The organism is Deefgea chitinilytica (genome assembly GCF_016881405.1).
Lineage (GTDB): Bacteria > Pseudomonadota > Gammaproteobacteria > Burkholderiales > Chitinibacteraceae > Deefgea > Deefgea chitinilytica.
Window position 1 is genome coordinate 572,887 of the sequence record NZ_WOFE01000001.1, and the last position, 21,040, is coordinate 593,926.

Sequence of the window (21,040 nt, forward strand, 5' to 3'; positions counted from 1 at the left end):
TTACGGGGTTCGGGCGACGACCCAAGCTTGAACTTCGATCGCACCTGCGAGTTTAAGTGCTTTCGCTGCAGCATTTAAACTCGCACCGCTGGTCATTACATCATCGATGATGGCGACTCGTTGCCCTGTTAAATTTCCAGAATACACAAATGCACCACGCATATTTTGCCAGCGGGCGTTGGCGTTGAGCCTGGCTTGGTGTTCGGTGTTTTTGATTCTTTGTAGCGTGTCTATTTCCAACGGTAGCTGGTGCAGCTTAGCAATCGGGCGGGCGATTTCAACTGCTTGATTGAATCCGCGCTCTCGAAGTCGAGCCGGGTGTAAAGGGAGGGCGATTAACCGATTGGGGCGCTGTTCTTCTGGAGTGATTTGCGCCAAATACGCACCCAGTGGGGGGAGTAGCGACCAACGATTGGCAAATTTTGCAGCCTGAATTAGTGAGGAAATAGGCTCGGTGTATAAAAACGCGGCGTAAGTTCGATCAAATGCCGGTGGTGCTGTTTGACATGCGCCGCATAGGTGCCCTTGGGTATTGATATGCCCACAACGCGGGCAGCTATTGCTGGCCTCCCAGCGTGGTAGCGATGGGTAACACGCTGTGCACAGCGCGGCCGAGCTTGGTGCTGCACACAATATGCATTGATGTGGTGCAATGTAGTTTAAAAAAGTGTCGATAAAATTTGACAACTGAGTGCCTCGTTCGGACAATGCAAGCATTCTGTAGCGAGCGATAGCGCGAAATGCGCTTAGTACGAGTTTTAGTATTTAATCATTGTGAGAAAATTGCGAATGAATTGTTCAACCTCAGCATCAACTCAAACCATCGAATTTAAACGCGCTACGCCGCATCCTGAGCAAACTTTATGGTCTGAGGCCGCCGTTGCTGAGCTATTTGCACTGCCATTTAATGATTTGTTATTCCAAGCGCAAACAGTGCATCGTGCCAATTTCGATGCCAATCGGGTACAGCTTTCGACACTATTGTCGGTAAAAACCGGGGGATGCTCGGAAGATTGCGGCTATTGTTCACAATCCGCGCGCCACGATACTGGCTTGGAAACGCAAAAGCTGATGGATGCTGATGAAGTGATCGCGGCCGCGGCGATTGCTAAAGAAAATGGCTCGTCTCGCTTTTGCATGGGCGCTGCATGGCGCGGACCAAAAAATAAAGATTTGGAAGAAGTTAAAAAAATGATCGCAGGCGTTAAGGCGCTGGGTTTAGAGACCTGTGCGACCTTTGGCATGCTCAAAGACGGCCAAGCCGAGCAACTCAAAGACGCGGGGCTGGATTATTACAATCACAATCTTGATACCTCAGAGGCCAAATACGGCGAAATCGTCACCACGCACAGCTACGCTGATCGACTCGATACCCTGGGCAAGGCGCGCAAGGCCGGTTTGAACGTGTGCTCGGGCGGTATTGTGGGTTTGGGGGAAACGCGTTTAGATCGCGTGGGTTTGGTGGCGCAGCTCGCTAATTTGGATCCGCAGCCCGATTCAGTACCGATTAATAATTTGGTGCAAATTGACGGTACGCCGTTAGATGGTTCGGAAGTGGTTGATTGGACTGAGTTTGTACGGACGATTGCGGTTGCACGGATCACGATGCCAAAGTCGTTTGTACGACTTTCTGCGGGTCGCCAGCAAATGCCAGAAGCGATGCAAGCCTTGTGTTTCTTGGCGGGCGCGAATTCAATTTTTTACGGTGATAAATTATTGACGACCGGTAATCCTGAAGTCGAGGGCGATAAAGCGCTGTTCCGTAAATTGAATTTATTGCCACTTTGAGTGGGTATTGCTTGCTAGTGATTGATATGTAATGGTCACAGGTGAATACCTGTTAAAAATTAAAAAGCCCGCGATTGCGGGCTTTTTTGATGGCGGTCAGTTTGAATTAACCGCGAACTTTCTTTACCACTTGCATCAATTGCTCGGCGGCTTCTTGACCATTGCCGGTTTTCAAGGCCTGAGAAATGCAGTCTTGAGTTTGTTGTTCTAGCAAAATCAAGCCCAAAGCATCGAGCGCTGAGCGTGCCGCAGCCACTTGGTTCAGAATGTCGCCGCTGTATTTTTCTTCTTCAACCATGCGGGTGATACCTGAAACTTGACCGACGATGCGGTTCAGGCGCTTCACCAGCAAATCCTTGTTGGGACGTGGCAATTGAGTTTTATCTTGGGTTTTAGTGCTTGATGGCATATCCAGCTTCCTCTATGGTAGTTTCCAGCGCGACACGGCTGGTTTGATTGGCGTCGAACACGACGAGTGCCGCGCCTGGGTTTAAAGTGACATTGGCCGACTGCACCCCTGTCACGGCTTGCAGGACACGCATTACGCTGGCTGTACAGCCACCACAAGTCATGCCTTCAATTTGAATTTCTACGGTTTCCATTTTGTTCTCACTCATTGAAGTCTCCAGCGCTTTAACAAGAGCGCATTGCTAACGACTGAAATTGACGACATTGCCATCGCGGCACCGGCAATCATCGGGTTAAGTAGACCCAAGGCTGCAAATGGGATGCCGATAATGTTGTAGATGAAAGCGAAAAACAGGTTTTGGCGGATTTTACGTAAGGCGGCTTTAGATAAGCGAATCGCGGCGGCGACGTGGGTTATGTCGTTGTGCATCAAGGTGATGTCGGCGGTTTCAATCGCGACGCTAGCGCCACTTTGCATGGCAAAACTAACGTCGGCAGCAGCAAGCGCTGGGGCGTCATTAATGCCATCGCCGGCCATTGCGACTTTATGGCCCGCGGCTTGTAACTGTGTGATTTTTTCTGCTTTATCTTTGGGACTGGTTTGGGCAAAAAATTGGCTAATGCCGAGCGAGTCGGCCATCGCTTTGGCGGTGTTGAGATTGTCACCCGTCAGCATAATCACGTTGATGCCGGCCGCTTGCAGTGATTGCACCGCAGCTTTGGCCGCCGCGCGTGGTGTGTCTTTGAGGCCAATCAGCCCGATTAATTGCTGATGACTTGAAACCGCAATGACGGTTTGCCCCGCTTGCGACATGCGCTCAACTTGAACTTGTTCTGACTCCTGCAATCGGCAAACCCAATCGGGGCGACCAATTTGGTAGACCATATTTGAAATTCTGCCGCGTATCCCTAGCCCGGCGTCACTTTGAATATCATCGACTGGACTGAGTTTGATTTTGCGCTGCTCGGCGGCGGCGAGCAAAGCATGCGCGAGGGGGTGTTGCGAGTGCGCTTCGATGCTGGCGGCGATTTGAATTAACTCGGTTTCACTGCCAAGCATCGCGATCATTTCGCTGACCTCGGGTTTACCGTGGGTGAGCGTGCCGGTTTTGTCGACGATTAAGGTATCAATCTGGCTTGCCAGTTCGAGCGCGCTGGCGTTACGGAATAATAAACCGTGCTGTGCGCCTAAGCCGACGCCGACCATGATAGCGGTTGGCGTCGCAAGACCCAGCGCGCAAGGGCACGCGATGACGAGTACGGCGATGGCATGAATGAGTGCTGTGCTAGGATTGGCGAGCCAAAACCACGTAATAATAAAAGTGAGTACTGAAATCGCCAGCACGCATGGCACAAAAATGGCTGCCACACGATCAGCCAATTGTTGAATTGGCGCTTTACTGCCTTGCGCTTGGCGCACCATGCGAATGATGGCGGCGAGTTGGGTTTGGCTGCCGATACTGGTGGCGGCAATCGTGATGCTGCCCTGTGTACTGCGGGTGCCCGCAAAGACGGCATCGTTAACTGATTTGCTGACCGGAATGGATTCGCCAGTTAGCATGGCTTCGTCCATTGATGCTCTGCCACTCAGAATCTTTCCATCCACTGCAACACTTTCACCATCGCGAACCATTAAAGTGTCACCGATAGTGATTTGATTGATGGCGAGCTCAATCCATTGATCGTCGCGATAAACGCGAGCCGTTTGTGGTTGGAGCGCTAAAAGTTCACTGATTGCGCTAGCGGTTTTTTGTTTGGCACGGCTTTCTAGCCATTTACCGAGTATCACCAGCGTAATAATAGCGGCACTGGACTCAAAATAAACGTCGTGGCGCCCTTGCTGCCAAGCCCACACGCTGTAAGCCCATGCCATCGTCGTGCCCAGAGCAACTAAGACATCCATATTGGCTGCGCCGCCCTTGAGGGCAAAATAGGCACCTCGATAAAAGCGCAATCCTGGGATAAATTGCACGATAGTGGCAAATACAAATTGTAGTGGCAGTGGAATAAAAGCGTGGCGTCCCAACAACATGCCACTCATTTCAAGCAAAAAAGGGAAGGTAAATAGGGTAGCGATTAGCAGATTCCAAGTTTGCTGTGCTGTTTTTTGTGTAGTCTGCGTTTCAATTGGAGCACTGCTAAATCCTGCTTTTTGAATCGCATTGGTAATCGCATCTAGTTGTAGATTACCCTCTGGTGCAACAATACGTGCTGTTTCATTGGCGAAATTCACTTGCGCATCAATATAAGGTAGGCGATTAAGTACTTTTTCTAGGCGCGCAGCGCAGGCTGTACATGTCATGCCCTGAATGGAAATGGCTACTTCTGTCATTGGTACGCTGTAGCCTGTTTTCTCGATCGCTGCAATCAGCTGTTTGAGGGGGTGATTTTGTAGGTTCCTCTGGATTTGCGCCGACTCGCTGGCGAAATTGACGGAGGCTGTCACCCCATCCATTCGATTCAGCGCCGCTTCGACTCGCTGCGCGCACGCCGCGCAAGTCATGCCCTCGATAGGTATATCGATGGGGGCGCTATTAAAAGGAATGTTCTGATTGATACCCATGAAGGGTATCTTAGGCTGCTTCGGATATACCTGCAAGGGGTATATTGCGATGGAGCCAAACTTTTTGCTACTGCTTTGGCTCCATTATCGTGGGGCTTAATCGTTGAGGTGTTCGGCCGTTTTTTTGCGCGACAGAGATAAAATCGTGACAACGAGTGCACTTACCGCCAGCCAAAACCAAAGAGAAAGATCTTTAATCAATTCAATGAGTGAAAAAGTGTAGGGCACCGTAACTGAAATCACGCCAGAAACTTTACCGACTTCATAGCCATAGCCTTGATTTGGGTACAAGTCGCGAACAGAGGCGGGCGCTTTAGCCGGGGTGTCGTGACAGCGCATGCAGGCTTCCGTGGCGACGAGTGCTCGAGCGTAGCGTAGTTGCCCGTCACTGATGGTATAAAACTCTTTACTATTATTTTTGCGAATTTCATTCATCGCCGTTGTTTCAAATCCGGTCGGTGCATTTTTCGGATTCATAAACTTATCGGAAGTAATTCTAAATTTGGTGGTAGACGATGACTTTTCAGTAAAGTCAGAAATTTCGCGCTGGATCAGAGCCGGGTTTTTTAGATGAAATTGGATAATCTCATCGGCCTCGCTGCTGCTAATTTCGCTAGAGTTGGCAATCGATGGCGTGACGATCATCGTATCTAAATGCGAGCCTAAGTCTAACTCTTTGCCTTTATTGTTCTTAATCCACATGCCACCGAATGTTGAAGCCCATTTGCCAATATTCTCTACCATGTCGGCAACGGTTCTGGCTTGCGCAACCGCTTGATTGCGATAAATCGCTTCGCCAGACGCATAAATAGTGACGCAGAGTAAGGCCATGATGAGGACGATGGAAAAAAACGAAATTCTTCTTTCTGCCATAACTATGGTTCCATTTTGTTAGACGCTGGTGGGGCTTGAAATTTGCCCGTGTTGTCAACAGGCAGCTGAAATTCGCTCACTGCAATACGAGCTTATGCGATTGTTGTAAGTAATCGGCTGGCAATTCTAGTGATCAAACTGAGTAATGTAAAGGAAAGTACTTACGTCTAGCTGCTGGTTTTGTGGTTTTATTCGTTTGCTGAGGGGAGTTGGCTTGGTAGTTTTAGGTTTGAAGTAAGGTATGACACATATTGCAAGTCATGTTCAGTTGGCGCTGTGCTCGCCATCCCAGTGTGAAAGCCATCACACCGGGCTCATTTTTGATTAATCTAACTACTTGTTTTTGGGGAGACTGCGCTGGGATAAGCGCGCATATTAGAAATGCCCCGCATGAGCTAGTTCGTCGCCATTTGCTACAACAATTATTCCTGTGCGGGTAGGTTAGCGATGCTTGCAAAAGCTATGCTTCGCCACCGCCTTTTTTCATCACTTTGCCAGCTTCCGCGCGTTGGCGGCGCACCTCTTTCGGGTCAGCGATTAGTGGACGGTAAATTTCTACGCGGTCTTTGGCGCGTAAAACGGTGTCCAGTTTGACTGCTTTGGCAAAAATGCCAATTTTTTGCGTGTTCAGATCAATGTCAGGAAACTCGTTCAAGATGCCGGATTTGTGAATAGCTTCTTGCGCCGTTGTGCCGACGGGTACTTTAATGCTGCAGAGTTTTTGTTTGCCATGCGTGGCGTAAACCACTTCAACGGTGATGAGTTCGCTCATGTTTAGGTGTCCTTTGTTGGGTATTGCTTGCTATGGCTTTAAAATCATTGCCTTAAAGGGTATACGTGCAGTGATTCTGGCTATTTAGCCGTATTTACGATCCGCTTCTTTGACAAAAGCATCGACAAAAGTCGAGGTGATTTTGCCAAACACCGGGCCGATAATCGCATCCAGCGTGCGACTTGAAAATTCGTAATCGAGTTCAAACTCGATCTTGCAGGCGTCTTCTAGCAGTGGTGTAAACCGCCAAATTCCCGTTAATGTTTTAAACGGCCCATCGACAAAGTGCATGACGATTTCATTTTTGCTTTTAGTGTCACGGGTGCGGAAAAAGGTACTTACCTTTAAAAATTCAATTTTAATGGTGACATCCAAAATTTCCTCGCTGCGTTCGTGAACTTCCACGCCGCCACACCAAGGTAAAAATCGTGGGTAATCTTCGACGCGATCGACTAAATCGAACATTTCTTGGGCCGAATGGGAAACTAGAACTGATTTGCGTAAACACTGCATGGCGATGAAGGGGTAAAATAGCGAGCTAATCTACCCTGTGATTGAGAAATGACTGATTATCCCGACCAAGTGAACGAGATGCAAGCTAGCTATCAAGTCAATTCGCGTGAAGACGAAACTGCCGTTTATCGTATTCCGCCGCATTCAGTTGAGGCCGAGCAGTCGGTGTTGGGCGGTTTAATGCTGGATAATGCCGCGTTCGATAAAATTGCCGATGTGATTGGTGATGGTGATTTTTATCGGGAAGACCATCGGCGAATTTATCAAGCCATCATTAAACTGGTGGAGCACAATCGTCCGGCTGATGTAATTACCGTTAAAGAAGCGCTCGATACGACCAATGATCTAGCGTATGTTGGTGGACTCGCCTATCTAGGCTCCTTAGTACAGAATACCCCCTCGGCCGCTAATATTCGCCGCTACGCCGAAATCGTTCGCGAAAAATCAGTGATGCGCCAATTGGCTAGCGTTGCCACCGAAATCGCTGACGCTACGTTTTTCCCCGATGGGCGCGATGCCAAGCAATTGCTCGATGAAGCTGAATCACGCGTATTTATGATTGCCGAGCAATCCCAAAAAGGTAGTCAGGGCTTTTTTGCGATGCCGCCGATTTTGAAAGAAATCGTGGAGCGCATCGATTATCTGTATCAACAAGACAATCCTTCCGAAATTACTGGCACGCCAACGGGTTTTATTGACCTCGATAAAATGACTTCTGGTTTGCAAGGCGGCGATTTGATTATCGTCGCCGGCCGTCCGTCGATGGGTAAAACGGCGTTCTCGATCAATATTGCTGAAAACGTTGCTATTGACAGTAAATTGCCGGTGGCGATTTACTCAATGGAGATGGGCGCGGCGCAATTGGGGATGCGGATGGTCGGCTCGGTCGGCAAGATCGATATGCATAAATTGAAAACCGGCCGTTTTGAAGACGATGATTGGCTGCGTCTGACGCATGCAGTGGGCAAACTCTCGGAGGCGCCGATTTTTATTGAAGAAACGGGGGCTTTGACTGCGCTGGATATTCGTACCAAATCACGCCGATTAGCGCGCCAATGCGGTGGTCAGTTAGGCCTGATTGTGATTGATTACTTGCAATTGATGGCAGGACGTTCCGGTGCAAAAGATCAAAACCGCGCCACTGAACTCGGGGAAATTTCTCGTTCGTTGAAAGGTCTGGCGCGTGAGTTGAAATGCCCGATTATTGCGCTCTCGCAGCTGTCTCGTTCGGTTGAGCAGCGTACTGATAAACGCCCAATGATGTCCGACTTGCGTGAATCGGGGGCGATTGAGCAGGACGCGGACTTGATCATGTTTTTATATCGTGACGAGTACTACAACCCAGATAGTCCGTTTAAAGGGATCGCCGAGTGCATTTTAGGTAAACACCGGAATGGCCCAACGGGCAAGATTCCGCTGGTATTCCAAGGTATGCATTCACGTTTTGATAATGCTTTGATGCGACCGGAAGGCTGGTCGAGCGATTTGGAATAAAGGGTCAGTACTTGTGTCGGTAATTACGCATTTTCAGCAGCATGTTGCTGCTAGTATTGATTTTCCACGCCCTGATCGCCTAGTGACTGGCAATCCACAGCGTACTACGTGGACGCACTATGAAAGCGATGATAGGCAATTATCGTGTGGGATTTGGGCTTGTGAAGTGGGCTCGTGGCGGATTCAGTTTGCCGCTGATAAGGAAGAATTTTTTTGCGTGATTGAAGGTCAGGTTTGCTTGTGGGATGAGTCGGAGCATGGTGTGGTGGTGAAAGCGGGTGAAGCTGCGGTGATCCCCGCCGGTTTTCGTGGACGCTTTGAGGTTCAAGAAGCGGTTCGCAAATATTTCGTGGTACTGGATCGTTCTGCTGTTGTGTCAAAATGAAAAAAATTAAAAGTCTATTTGAAACATTAAATAAAAAACTCGATGGCGATCTGTCAGACGATGCTGCGAGACAGCTTACTGAACAGCATCGCCCTCCGACTCCACCCGAAGAGTCTGGCCCCGCAATTGATCGCTTGTTTGAGTTGCCGTTGTCACCGGTAGTCAATGCCGCGAATAAAGGCTTAGCAACATTGCGACAAGCAGTGGGCAAAATGAAAGAGCTGGGCACGCGTGATGCTGATGGGTTTGAGTATGAAATGACGCGGGTCGAGCCAGAGCTCGATCCGATTTTGCGTTCTGCCGAGACCGCACGGCCTACAGCAGTGGCGGCGTCGGAACGTATCGTGCCAACTCAGCCACGCCAAACTCGACACGCTATTATGCCGCAAGCTACGTCAGAGCCGGCTAAGTCAGAACAAGCAGCTACAGCAGCCGCGCCAATCACTCAGCAAGCGACATCCGCTGTGGACTATGCGCGAACTTCAGCAGCGGCAAAATCCTCTGCTCAGTTTGAGGGGGGGGCTGCATCAGCGACTACTGCGCAAGCAGCTGCGCCTGCTCCTGAATATTCTCCGATGCCTAAACGGCGTGAATTGCCGACGATTGATTTGCAACAAATTCAAGCGAACCTCGCGATCAGTCAGCGCAAACTAGCGGCTGAAGGGGCAAAAATGCCCAGTAAAGCGCCGCCCGTTGAATTGCCGATTATTGATGCCTCAGAAATTCGCAGTCGTTTGCAAGAAATTCACGCTAAGCCCAAACCGATTGAATATCCCAAAAGAACGGCTTTGCCAGAAACAAAAATTATGCCACCGCAAGCCGCAGCATCGACTACGCCGCTTAAAAACGCTTCGATTGGAGTAAAACCGCCATTGGCACCGCCAGTGGTGACGATTCGTCGTGGTTCTTTTGGGGGTATGGCTTCACAGCAAATTTCAAGCAAAGCTTTGGAAGGTATACCTGGTGATTTTGCTGGGCAGGTGCAGGAAGAGGTCGCGCATATTCCAGTCTCGCCATCTCAAGCTCCCGAGCTTGTACCAGTATCTAATATCAGTTCGGTGGTCGAATCGATTGAGTTAGTTGAATCAGAGTCGGTCTTTTATCCCGTACCAGAGCAACTACCACCCGTGCCGCAGGTGCAAGTCGTGCCGCCGCCCCCAGCGCGGCCAACGCATTTTTTGCGACCGGATGAACTTAGTGCTTCAGTCGCCGCGACTAAGCCGCATTCAGCTTGGGGTGAGTGTGAAAATGGTTTGTGCTTGCCGCTGGATTTACTGCGACCACCACTACAAGCCAAGCAAACAGTCACGCAAGACGACTTGTTGGAACGCAGTATTTTGATCGAGGAAAAACTCACTGAGTTTAAAGTCAAAGTTAGTGTGCTCGATGCGTACGCGGGGCCAGTGATTACTCGCTTTGAAGTCGAGCCTGCAATGGGTGTTCGCGGTGCGCAAGTGGTGAATCTTGCCAAAGATTTAGCGCGCTCATTGGGCGTGGCTGCCGTGCGGGTTGTTGAAACCATTCCGGGTAAAACCTGCATGGGCTTAGAGTTGCCCAATCCAACGCGGCAAATGATTCGCCTCTCTGAGATATTGTCGGCACCGGAGTATCAGCAGCAAACTTCACCGATTACGATTGCACTTGGCAAAGACATTACCGGCTTGCCAGTGGCGACGGATTTAGCGAAAACGCCGCATATGTTAGTGGCGGGGACGACCGGTTCGGGTAAATCAGTCGGTGTGAATGCGATGATTTTGTCGATTTTATTTAAAGCGACTCCTGATGAAGTGCGCTTTATTATGATTGACCCGAAAATGTTGGAGTTGTCGATTTACGAGGGCATTCCGCATTTACTGGCCCCGGTTGTCACTGATATGAAATTGGCTGCCAATGCGCTCAATTGGTGTGTTGGTGAAATGGAAAAGCGCTACCGCTTGCTCAGTGCGCTGGGCGTGCGTAATTTGGCGGGCTTTAACCAAAAAATCGCCGATGCGGCGGCAAAAGGTAGGAAGTTAACCAACCCATTTACGTTGACGCCAGAAGACCCCGAACCGCTCGAGCATTTGCCACTGATTGTGGTGGTGGTCGATGAGTTTGCTGATTTGATGATGGTCGCGGGTAAAAAAATTGAGGAGCTAATCGCGCGTTTGGCACAAAAAGCACGTGCGGCTGGGATTCATTTGATTTTAGCGACGCAGCGTCCGTCGGTGGATGTGATTACGGGTTTGATTAAAGCGAATATTCCAACGCGTCTTGCGTTCCAAGTATCGAGCAAGATTGATAGTCGAACCATTCTGGATCAAATGGGCGCTGAAGCTTTGCTAGGGCAGGGCGATATGTTGTTCTTGCCGCCGGGAACGGGCTACCCAACTCGGATTCATGGTGCTTTTGTTGACGATGCTGAAGTGCACTGTGTCGTTGAATACCTCAAGCAATTGGGTGAGCCGAACTATGTTGAAGGCGTCTTGCATCCAGTAGTTGGCGAGGATGGGGCAGGTAGTGGCTGGTCGAGTGGAGCTAGTGACGGTGAAGAGGCTGATCCGCTGTATGATGAAGCCGTGGCTTTGGTGTTAAAAAGCCGCCGCGCTTCGATTTCTGGGGTGCAACGTCAGATGCGAATTGGCTACAATCGCGCCGCACGCTTGATTGAGCAAATGGAGGCTGCTGGCTTGGTGAGTCCTATGGAAAGTAGTGGCAACCGTACCGTTTTAGCGCCACCGCTGGCAGAATAAATTACTTACGCTTGCCTTGTGTGGGGCTTGGTGGTTTGATGGGGCTTAAATTAAAGTAGGGGCAAATGATGAAATTTGAAGAATCAATTAAGATTTGTTTTAGTAAGTATGCAGATTTTAAAGGCCGCGCAACGCGCCCTGAGTTCTGGTGGTTTGTACTGTTTACGACTTTGGCGAGTCTGGCTTTGTCTATGGTAAGCGAAACGGCCTCCGCGCTTTTTTCAATTGCAACGCTGCTGCCATCGCTGGCCGTTGGTGCTCGGCGTTTGCATGATACCAATCGAAGTGGGTGGTGGCAGTTGATTGGGATTGTGCCTCTGATTGGCTGGATCATTTTGATTATCTGGATGGCGCAAGAGGGAAACGGTCCGAATCGATTTGATAATGAACTTTAAATCAATTGTTTATCAATAAAAAAGACCAGCTAAGACGCTGGTCTTTTTTATTATGATTTACTTTTTACCAATTCGAATATTAAGTGCCGGGGCGACTTCGGTTTTGAGCGTGGCCGCGAGTTGATCTGCTGCTGTGTTGATTTTGGCGGCAGTCTTGGGGTTCAGTGAAGTTTCCAGTGCGGCACCAGCCGACTGCAGTTGTGCCAGTTGGCGTGACACTTTTTGCCAAATTGCAGCTTTGTCGCGGGAAATCAGGTAATCATCTAGCCCGAGGCCGCCGTTTTTGCCTTCGAGTAAGAGCGTTAAGCCAGCAATATTGGATTTAATTCCCGCCGCTGTGGTTTGCGTTTTAGCATCTTGCCACGCATCAACGCCACCGTTGAGTTTGCTGGTGCGAATGCTGCTACTTCCTGCGATGATTTGGTTAAGGTACTCGACGACAAACTGCCCTGGGTAAGATAAATCATATTCTACCCCGCGAACTAAGCCATGCCACTCGTATTGCTGGGTGGTGACTTGTTGTAAAACAACTTGTGTTTGCCATTGTAAATAAGCGCAGTTTTTATCTTGTTTTAAGAGCTGTAGTGTTTCAATGGGCTTGCCATTAAATAGGAGTGCAGCAATGGCTGGCATGCCAACGGTGCCATCAGGTAACTCGCGGCCGTAATGGTAGGCCTCACCATCGACCATGGTGCGGTCAGGCGTTTTCTTGCTTTGTTCCAGTATGTCTTTTAGTGGCGCGGGAGGCGCTTCAAAAAAACGACCATTATTGACATTGTTGGTCGGGCCAATTGGCGCGATTTCAATTTTACGCCATGCTAATTGGGTGCTGAGGTAGGCTTGTTGGGCCGATGTGAGGTGCTCTTCAGTGGGTTGTTTGCATAATTGAGCACTGCTGGTTTTTAAGGCTTCAGCTTCTTGTTTCAATGCGGCAACGTTTGGAATAACGACTTCGCGCATGATTGCCATGCTCAATTCTGGTGCCGTGACTCGTTTGAGTTCTGTCGCAGGGGCGGAAGCATTTTCTGCGTGAACTACGCCTTGCAATAAAAGTGCTGAAAGTGCAAAAGGAATTATTTGTTGCATGGTTGGTCTCCTCATTATTATGCGTAATTGATACCACAGCCCATTTGTGGTGTCAGTAAATTTATTCAAGTCCAAACGTCAATCGGCTTGTATAATTGCCCGCAATTTTTTGATTCTATTGACTAGGAAGTAAAATGAGTTTTTATATTCGCCCCGACGATGTGCCCGAGCTACAAGGTTTGACACGCTGGGACCAACGAGTGTTGTTGCGCGGCACCTTCATCAAAGAACGTGCGATGTCGACGGTGTTTTTATTATTGGCGGTATTGGGTAGTGTACAGTTTGCCATCAATCCATTGATTGATCGTTTTGCGCCGCAGATTCGTGCTGAGAACATGATTTACGCGGGTATTCTGGTAGCGTGGTTGTTGTTCTTGATGTGGGTACGTGATGTGGCGATGATGAATATCTTGCGCCCAAAAATTGCGGTGAAGCGTGCCGAAATGAAAGCGGCTGAAGTCGCTAAGCTTGAAGCCGAACGTGCCCAAGCCAGCGCTGAGTGAAGTTTGAAGTGATGTGCAATGCTGCCACATTGCTAGCGTTGGCGTACAATAACTGCCTATTTAAAAATTCTTAAAATTAATTTGGAACTACCTTCTCATGCGTACTTCGCAACTCTTTATTTCCACTAAAAAAGAAGCCCCTGCTGAGGCCGAATTGTTGTCACATAAACTGATGCTGCGCGCTGGTTTGATCAAGCGTTTGGGGTCAGGTTTGTATACGTGGATGCCGCTAGGCTTGCGAGTGTTACGCAAAGTAGAAAGTGTCGTTCGCTCAGAAATGAATGCCGCTGGCGCACAAGAATTGTTGATGCCTGCGGTGCAACCTGCTGAGTTATGGCAAGAAACGGGTCGTTGGGATGTGTTTGGCCCACAAATGTTGAAAATCACTGATCGCCACGAGCGTTCATTCTGTTTTGGCCCAACGCACGAAGAAGTGATTACCGATATTGCTCGTAGCGAATTGCGCTCGTACAAACAATTGCCTGCGAATTTCTACCAAGTACAAACTAAATTCCGTGATGAAATTCGTCCGCGTTTTGGTGTAATGCGTGCGCGTGAATTTGTGATGAAAGATGCGTATTCATTCCACGCCAGTTTCGAGTCGCTGCAACAGACATATGATGTGATGTATAGCGCGTATTCTAAGGTGTTTACGCGCCTAGGCCTTCAATTCCGCGCGGTTGCGGCCGATACTGGCGCTATTGGCGGTTCTGGCTCTCATGAGTTTCATGTGTTAGCTGATGCCGGTGAAGACTTGCTGGCGTATTGCCCAACATCTGATTATGCCGCTAATGTTGAATTGGCCGAGGCATTTGCGCCCGCCGTGCCGCGCGCTGCTGCTACTGAATCGATGCGCGACATCGATACGCCAAAACAAACGGCTTGTGCTGATGTAGCTGCCTTGGTCGGAGTAGGTGTTGAGCGCACTGTTAAAGCGATTGCATTGATCTCAGCGGCAGGCGATTTTGTGTTAGCGCTGTTGCGTGGCGACCATAGCTTAAATGAAGTGAAGTTGGGCAAGGTTGATGGCATGGCGGACTTTCGTTTTGCTACGGATGAAGAAATTCGCAGTCATTTAGCGTGTCCTCCAGGTTTTATTGGACCGGTTGGTATTGCGGCGAATATACGCGTCATTGCTGATTTGACTGTGGCGGCAATGAGTGACTTTATTTGTGGTGCGAATAAGCCGAAATTCCATTTGTCGGGTGTGAATTTTGGTCGCGATTTGCCAGAGCCGAATGTGGTAGCAGATATTCGTAATGTGGTGAGTGGCGATGTCTGCCCTGATGGCAAAGGCGGCACGTTAGAGTTGTGTCGCGGTATTGAAGTGGGTCATATCTTCCAATTGCGCACCAAATATTCCGAAGCGATGAATTGCGTTTTCGTGACCGAGCAAAATACGCAGCAAGCAATGGAAATGGGTTGCTACGGGATTGGTGTTTCGCGGATTGTCGGTGCGGCAATTGAGCAAAACCATGATGAGCGCGGTATTGTTTGGCCTGCGGCGATGGCACCGTTTAGCGTGGCTGTGGTAGCGGTTGGTTATCATAAATCAGAGGCAGTGAAAGCGGCTGCGGATGATTTATATGCGCAATTAATGGCGGCCGGTGTTGATGTTTTGCTGGATGATCGCAATGAGCGACCTGGTTCGATGTTTGCAGATATGGAATTGATCGGTATTCCGCATCGCGTGACGATTGGCGATAAAGGTTTGGCTGATGGTATCGTCGAATATGTGGCTCGTCGTGGTGGTGAGATGCAGAAAATTAGTTTGACACAGGCGAAGTCTTTTTTGCAGGGTGTAATTAATAATTAAAGGGGTATTTGCTGTTAGTCTTTGTTGGGTAATCGCTGGCAGCATATACGTCTGTGTTTTTTCGGTAGTGGGGGCTAGGTAGTGAAGCGATTACAATTACTCGGCGTTGCTGTCTTCTTGTGCTCCTCTGTGGTTTTGGCGGGGGCGCAACGTGAAGAGCTGCTGTCGCAATCAGTGCAAACGACTTTGCAGCGCTCGATTAGTGACCGTGCTGAGCCGCGTTTGATTTTTGATAATCCAGCGCAGGCTGAGGCTTGGTTGTCCGAAATGTCGGAGCGTTTAAAAAAACGTGTTCCTGACGAGTTTGTACGTCGTAAGCTGCTGACGGCGATTCATTATGAAGCCACGCGTGCGGGGCTGGATCCACAATTGGTGTTGGGTTTAATTCATGTAGAAAGCGGCTTTAATCGCTATGCTGTGAGTGTGGTAGGCGCGCGCGGCCTAATGCAAGTGATGCCATTTTGGCAACGCAGTATTGGTAGTCCGGAGCATAATCTTTTTGATATCAATACCGGCTTGCGCTACGGTTGTACGATTTTGCGGCACTATTTAGATATTGAAAATGGCGATTATTTTCGCGCTTTAGGCCGTTACAATGGGAGTTTGGGTAAGGCTGAGTATCCAAATTTAGTTTACGGCGCTTGGAAAAATTGGTATGACTGGAGTCCAGCTGCTGAGCAAAGAGTGGCGCAGCGTTAGGGCGTAGTGCAATTCATTGAATTTAATTTGCGTGTTTAATAAAAAAAGCTGGTTTCTGTTATATGCAGAAACCAGCTTTTTTATATTAACTTACTAACTTAGATGAGTGGGTGTTTTAACCGGCTCTCAGCTTGGCGAACTGATTGGATTCAATCCATTTGCGTACACGTTGCACATCGCCAATTCGGGTGTACTTTCCGTTGGAGTCCATTAACACAATCACTACAGGTTTATTGTTGATTGTTGCTTGCATCACGATGCAGCGCCCAGCTTCATTAATAAAACCAGTTTTTGAGATTCCAATATCCCAGTCAGCATCTTTTACTAGTGGATTGGTGTTGCGGTAAGTCAGAATATTTCCTCGTATATTAGACGCAAACGAGTATTCGCTAGAGGTGCTAAATTGGTGAATTTCAGGGTAGCGTTGTGCTGCTTTAACCATCAAGGCCAATTCACGCGGGGTTGACACATTTTGTGGCGTTAAGCCGGTTGAATCATAAAAGCGCGTGTTTCTCATCCCCAATTGCGCCGCTTTTTCGTTCATTTTGCGTAAAAACGCGTCTTTGCCGCCCGGAAAGTGATGTCCGAGCGCAGAAGCGGCTCGATTTTCGGATGACATTAAGGCGAGTAAGAGCATTTCGCCGCGCGTGAGCGTGGTACCTACTTGCAGACGCGAGCTGGTATTTTTAAGTGAGTCGACATCTGCTTCGGTAATGCTAATGAGCTCATTGAGTGGTAAGCGAGCGTCAAGCACGACCATGGCGGTCATTAATTTGGTGATTGAGGCGATCGGGATGATGTTATCGGCATTTTTCTCGTACAAAACTTCACTGTTTTGTTCGTTGAGAATTAAAACGCCAGTTGATTGTAATCCAGGATTATCAGGGTCAATGCGAGCTGCGACAGCTCGCGTTACTTGAACATCTTTACGCGCATCAGCAATTGCGGCTTTAGAGATATTTTTATTGCGCGAAGTGTAGGTAACTTTGCTCGCTTTGCTGATGTTGTTTTTTGTGGTGTTGGCTGTATTTGAATTGTTGGTTTTTTTTGATTTTGCAGTTGCGGTGCTTTTTTTATTTGATGACTTTTTAGCGCTGCTGGTCGATTTGTTTTCTTTGCTACTTGATGCAGCAAATGAAAGCGGAGTGTAGGCGATTACACTGGCACTGATTAGCATGCATAATGAATTGATCAGTTTTGACATCAAGTATTCCCCAACCTATTTCGGCTGTGTATTAGTAATCGGTGATTTATTTTACGCAATGAATTATAAAATGTCATGTTAAATCAAGTAGTAGTGGCGTTTTTTCAATGCTTCTGCTTAAATTTTGTCAGACTTGCATAGTTCGTTAGATTAAGATAATGTTGCGATGCAGCAATGGCTTGTGTAATTTTGATCAAAATGACTAAATCGGAGCAGTAGACTGTGCTAAACAACCCCACTATGGAACAATTTTTCCAGCAAATTACGGAAGCGCATCGTCAATGGACTCAAAACTGGGTGAATGCGCACCCGCAGGCTGAGCCCACTCAACACATGAGTGTGATGCACGATTTAGTTCAAAAAATGAGTCCTGCCAATTTGGCTTGGTTGGGTAACCACTCGCAATTTTATCAGCAGCAAATGGATTTGTGGCTTGGACTCATCGGTGCTAAGCCATCGGTTAAAGTTGCTGAAGCAGACAAATCGGATCGTCGTTTTAATGCACCTGAGTGGGAAGCGCCGCTGTTTGATTATATCCGCCAGAATTATCTGGTGACTTCGAAGTGGCTGATGCAGCTAGTAGAATCAGCTAATACCGACGAAGCGAGTAAAGAAAAAGCGGCATTTTTTACTAAGCAATATCTCGATGCAATGAGCCCAACCAATTTTGCCTTTACCAATCCTGAAGTCATGAAGCTGGCTTTGGAGACTAAAGGGGAGAGTTTGCAAGAAGGCATGAAAAAACTCATGGCTGATATGCAAAAGGGTAGCATTACCATGACCGATGAAAGCCAATTTGCCATCGGTACGAATTTGGCGATGACGCCGGGTGAGGTTATTTTTGAAAATGAACTCATTCAATTGATTCAATACAGCCCAAGTACCCCTAAGGTGTATAGCCGCCCATTGCTTGTAGTTCCACCGTGTGTCAACAAATACTACATCATGGATTTGCAGCCAGCGAATTCGATGATGGCCTATATCGTGAGTCAAGGCTACACGACGTTCTTGGTGTCATGGAAATCGATTGAAGCCCATCAAGGCACTTTGAAGTGGGATGATTATGTTGAGTTAGGTGTAATTAAAGCCGCAGAAATCGTTCGTGAAATCAGTAAGGCCGAGAAAATTAATGTTTTATCGTTCTGCATTGGTGGCGAATTAGTGACAACGGCAATGCCAGTGATGCAGGCACGCGGGTTGGACTGGTTCGAGTCGATTACTTTAATGACGGTGATGCTCGATCACACTGATCCAGGTGAAATCAAACATTTCATTGACTGGAATTTGATTCGCCAACGTGAGTCTCAGGTTGAGGGTGTGATTGATGGCAAGGAATTAGCCAAAACTTTTTCTGCTTTGCGCTCAAATGATTTAATTTGGAATTATGTGGTGAATAATTACCTCAAAGGTAAAAATCCACCACCATTTGATTTGTTGTATTGGAATTCAGACTCGGCGAATTTGTCGCTGCCGATGCATACTTTCTTCTTGCGGAATATGTACTTAGAAAACAATCTCACCAAGCCAAATTCATTTAGCTTGTGTGGTGTCCCGATTGATTTGACAACGATTAAGGTACCAACCTATATCTTCGCTGCTCGGGAAGATCATATCGTGCCTTGGCAATCCGCTTATCTTTCGACACGTATTTTGCAAGGTCCAATTCGTTTTGTGTTGGGCGCTTCAGGGCATATTGCGGGCGCAATTAATCCAGTGACGACTAATAAACGTAATTATTGGGTGAATGAAGATACCTCTGTTGAGTCTGATGCGTGGTTTGAGGGGGCAGAATCTCGGCCCGGGAGTTGGTGGCAAGATTGGTCTGCTTGGCTTGCACCACACTCTGGTGAGCAAGTATTGGCACCGAAGAAATTAGGCAGTACAAAATACAAGATGATTGAGCCTGCACCAGGTCGTTATGTGAAGGCTCGTGTTGTATAAACTTGTGTTTTCAATGAAGCAAGGCGATACGCCTTGCTTTTTTTTGTGTAAATAGCTTACAAATTACGCTGTTGAATATTATTTACTTGGAGAGTTTGAATGACTGAAGTTGTTATTGTTGCCGCTTGTCGTACCGCATTGGGTAATTTTTCTGGTTCGTTGGCTAAAGTGGCGGCGCCTGAGTTGGGGGCCACTGTCATTCGTGCCTTGTTAGCTAAAACTGGGGTCGCTGCTGAGCAAGTTTCAGAAGTCATTTTAGGTAATGTGTTGACAGCGGGCTTGGGGCAAAATCCAGCTCGCCAAGCCGTACGCCGCGCTGGCTTGCCGGATGCCGTGCCAGGGATGACCATCAACCAAGTGTGTGGCTCTGGTTTAAAGGCAGTTGCTTTAGGTATGCAAGCAATTTTGGCTGGAGATAGCGAAATTGTGATTGCAGGTGGTCAAGAAAATATGAGTGCTACCCCGCATTTACTCAATGGTAGCCGCGACGGTTTCCGTATGGGCAATGCCGCATTGGTTGATAGTATGGTGTATGACGGTTTGACTGATGTTTACAATAACTATCATATGGGTGTTACGGCTGAAAACATTGCTAAAAAATATTCGATCACACGTGAAGAGCAAGACGCAATGGCGTTGACATCGCAGCAGCGTGCAGCGGCAGCACAAGCAGCAGGTCGTTTTGTTGATGAAATCGTGCCTGTAAGTATTCCGCAGCGCAAAGGCGACCCAATTATTTTTGATCAGGATGAATTTATTAAGCCAAACACGACGGCTGAGTCTTTGAGCAAATTGCGTGCTGCTTTTGATAAAGAAGGTACTGTGACAGCAGGGAATGCATCGGGGATTAATGATGGTGCAGCGGCGGTGATGTTGATGAGCCGTGAGCGTGCTGATGCGCTAGGTTTGAAACCATTGGCAACCATTCGCGCTTCGGCGAGTACTGGTTGTGATCCAACTATCATGGGCATGGGGCCTGTGTTGGCTAGCCAAACAGCATTAAAACGTGCGGGTTGGGATTTGGATTCTGTTGATTTGATCGAAGCCAATGAAGCATTTGCAGCCCAAGCTTTGGGTGTGGCGCGTGAAATGAAGTGGGATATGAATAAAGTGAACGTCAATGGCGGTGCTATCGCCTTGGGCCATCCAGTGGGTGCTTCAGGTTGCCGTGTATTGGTGACTTTGCTGCATGAAATGGTACGCCGCGATGCCAAACGTGGCTTGGCGACATTGTGTATCGGTGGTGGTATGGGTGTGGCTTTATGTGTTGAGCGTTAATCGCTGTATGCTTAGACTGGCTGTGATTAAGCGAGTCTTTGCATGACTGTTTAAAAATAAAAAACCCCGCAATAGCGGGGCTTTTTATTGGGTATTTGCATGAAGCCTTTAAAAATAAAAAGCCTTAGGCTTATACCTTGTTTTTAAGTGCGTCACGAATTTCACGTAGTAAGACTACTTCTTCCGGCGTAACCGGGGCTTCTGCTGGCGCAGTTTCTGGTTTACGATTGAGTTTATTCATCGCCTTGACCACCATGAAAATGGCAAAAGCAACAATAATGAAACTAATTAATGAATTAAAAAACATGCCTAGATTCAGTGTGACAGCGCCTGCGTCTTGTGCACCTTTCAAGGTGTTGTAAGGGCCTGCTGTTTTGCCATCGGCTAAGGTTACAAATAAATTGGTAAAATCAATTTTACCAATTAAAAAACCAAGCGGCGGCATAATGATGTCTTTTACTAATGAATCGACAATTTTGCCAAATGCCGCGCCAATGACTACACCAACAGCCAAATCAACGACGTTGCCGCGCATGGCAAATTCGCGAAATTCTTTTAACATTAGATGCTCCCAATAATGATCTTAATAA

At 48.0% G+C, this 21,040-nt stretch carries 20 protein-coding genes; 10 read left to right on the forward strand and 10 right to left on the reverse strand.

The window, feature by feature from the left end:
• Positions 1-687 (reverse strand): ComF family protein, encoded by a 687-nt coding sequence (locus tag GM173_RS02615; protein ID WP_203569768.1) that lies wholly within the window; start codon positions 685-687, stop codon positions 1-3.
• 102 nt (positions 688-789) lie between these two features.
• Here GM173_RS02615 and bioB point away from each other — a divergent pair, with 102 nt between their 5' ends.
• A complete protein-coding gene (gene bioB, locus GM173_RS02620; protein WP_203569769.1) occupies positions 790-1,788 on the forward strand; it encodes a biotin synthase BioB in 999 nt (332 codons plus the stop codon).
• Between the two features lie 106 nt (positions 1,789-1,894).
• On the opposite strand, the gene GM173_RS02625 is transcribed toward bioB, so the two are convergent.
• The 6 genes from GM173_RS02625 to GM173_RS02650 form a co-directional block, all read right to left on the reverse strand.
• Positions 1,895-2,197, reverse strand: coding sequence for a metal-sensitive transcriptional regulator (locus GM173_RS02625; RefSeq protein WP_239078212.1), 303 nt, complete (start codon positions 2,195-2,197; stop codon positions 1,895-1,897).
• The gene (locus tag GM173_RS02630) at positions 2,181-2,405 is read right to left on the reverse strand and encodes a heavy-metal-associated domain-containing protein (RefSeq protein WP_239078214.1); all 225 of its coding nucleotides are present in this window, start codon (positions 2,403-2,405) and stop codon (positions 2,181-2,183) included. The genes GM173_RS02625 and GM173_RS02630 overlap by 17 nt, the downstream gene beginning before the upstream one ends.
• Positions 2,402-4,759 (reverse strand): heavy metal translocating P-type ATPase, encoded by a 2,358-nt coding sequence (locus tag GM173_RS02635; protein ID WP_203569770.1) that lies wholly within the window; start codon positions 4,757-4,759, stop codon positions 2,402-2,404. Before GM173_RS02635 ends, GM173_RS02630 begins: the two co-directional genes overlap by 4 nt.
• Positions 4,760-4,855: 96 nt before the next feature.
• Positions 4,856-5,632 (reverse strand): Tll0287-like domain-containing protein, encoded by a 777-nt coding sequence (locus tag GM173_RS02640; RefSeq protein ID WP_203569771.1) that lies wholly within the window; start codon positions 5,630-5,632, stop codon positions 4,856-4,858.
• A gap of 460 nt (positions 5,633-6,092) precedes the next feature.
• Positions 6,093-6,404: an RnfH family protein gene (locus GM173_RS02645; RefSeq protein ID WP_203569772.1), complete on the reverse strand. Its 312-nt coding sequence runs from the start codon at positions 6,402-6,404 to the stop codon at positions 6,093-6,095.
• Between the two features lie 84 nt (positions 6,405-6,488).
• On the reverse strand, positions 6,489-6,917 hold the full coding sequence (locus GM173_RS02650; RefSeq protein WP_203569773.1) for a type II toxin-antitoxin system RatA family toxin: 429 nt from the start codon (positions 6,915-6,917) through the stop codon (positions 6,489-6,491).
• A 48-nt stretch (positions 6,918-6,965) separates the two neighbouring features.
• Here GM173_RS02650 and dnaB point away from each other — a divergent pair, with 48 nt between their 5' ends.
• From dnaB to GM173_RS02670, 4 genes are all read left to right on the forward strand, one after another.
• Complete coding sequence (gene dnaB, locus GM173_RS02655; RefSeq protein WP_373309324.1) at positions 6,966-8,411, forward strand: replicative DNA helicase; 1,446 nt, start codon at positions 6,966-6,968, stop codon at positions 8,409-8,411.
• 13 nt (positions 8,412-8,424) lie between these two features.
• Positions 8,425-8,796, forward strand: a complete 372-nt coding sequence (locus tag GM173_RS02660; protein ID WP_203569774.1) for a cupin domain-containing protein — start codon at positions 8,425-8,427, stop codon at positions 8,794-8,796.
• Positions 8,793-11,528 (forward strand): DNA translocase FtsK, encoded by a 2,736-nt coding sequence (locus tag GM173_RS02665; protein WP_239078215.1) that lies wholly within the window; start codon positions 8,793-8,795, stop codon positions 11,526-11,528. The genes GM173_RS02660 and GM173_RS02665 overlap by 4 nt, the downstream gene beginning before the upstream one ends.
• Positions 11,529-11,596: 68 nt before the next feature.
• Positions 11,597-11,923, forward strand: a complete 327-nt coding sequence (locus tag GM173_RS02670; protein WP_203569775.1) for a DUF805 domain-containing protein — start codon at positions 11,597-11,599, stop codon at positions 11,921-11,923.
• 57 nt (positions 11,924-11,980) lie between these two features.
• Here GM173_RS02670 and GM173_RS02675 read toward each other — a convergent pair whose 3' ends face one another.
• Positions 11,981-13,009 carry an imelysin family protein gene (locus GM173_RS02675; protein ID WP_203569776.1) on the reverse strand — a complete coding sequence of 343 codons (1,029 nt, stop codon included), beginning with the start codon at positions 13,007-13,009 and terminating at the stop codon, positions 11,981-11,983.
• Between the two features lie 134 nt (positions 13,010-13,143).
• On the opposite strand from GM173_RS02675, the gene GM173_RS02680 reads away from it, so the two are divergent.
• The 3 genes from GM173_RS02680 (at position 13,144) to GM173_RS02690 (ending at position 16,027) form a co-directional block, all read left to right on the forward strand.
• Positions 13,144-13,512 (forward strand): hypothetical protein, encoded by a 369-nt coding sequence (locus tag GM173_RS02680; protein WP_203569777.1) that lies wholly within the window; start codon positions 13,144-13,146, stop codon positions 13,510-13,512.
• Positions 13,513-13,609: 97 nt separating this feature from the next.
• On the forward strand, positions 13,610-15,328 hold the full coding sequence (locus GM173_RS02685) for a proline--tRNA ligase (RefSeq protein ID WP_203569778.1): 1,719 nt from the start codon (positions 13,610-13,612) through the stop codon (positions 15,326-15,328).
• A gap of 81 nt (positions 15,329-15,409) precedes the next feature.
• Positions 15,410-16,027, forward strand: coding sequence for a lytic transglycosylase domain-containing protein (locus tag GM173_RS02690; RefSeq protein ID WP_308439568.1), 618 nt, complete (start codon positions 15,410-15,412; stop codon positions 16,025-16,027).
• A 115-nt stretch (positions 16,028-16,142) separates the two neighbouring features.
• Here GM173_RS02690 and pbpG read toward each other — a convergent pair whose 3' ends face one another.
• Positions 16,143-17,231 (reverse strand): D-alanyl-D-alanine endopeptidase, encoded by a 1,089-nt coding sequence (pbpG, locus tag GM173_RS02695; RefSeq protein WP_239078216.1) that lies wholly within the window; start codon positions 17,229-17,231, stop codon positions 16,143-16,145.
• 240 nt (positions 17,232-17,471) lie between these two features.
• Here pbpG and GM173_RS02700 point away from each other — a divergent pair, with 240 nt between their 5' ends.
• A complete protein-coding gene (locus GM173_RS02700) occupies positions 17,472-19,172 on the forward strand; it encodes a PHA/PHB synthase family protein (RefSeq protein WP_203569779.1) in 1,701 nt (566 codons plus the stop codon).
• A gap of 99 nt (positions 19,173-19,271) precedes the next feature.
• A complete protein-coding gene (locus tag GM173_RS02705) occupies positions 19,272-20,450 on the forward strand; it encodes an acetyl-CoA C-acetyltransferase (RefSeq protein WP_203569780.1) in 1,179 nt (392 codons plus the stop codon).
• Between the two features lie 130 nt (positions 20,451-20,580).
• On the opposite strand, the gene mscL is transcribed toward GM173_RS02705, so the two are convergent.
• Entirely contained in the window at positions 20,581-21,012 is a 432-nt protein-coding gene (gene mscL / locus GM173_RS02710) for a large conductance mechanosensitive channel protein MscL (protein WP_203569781.1), read from the reverse strand.
• Between the last annotated feature and the right edge of the window lie 28 nt (positions 21,013-21,040).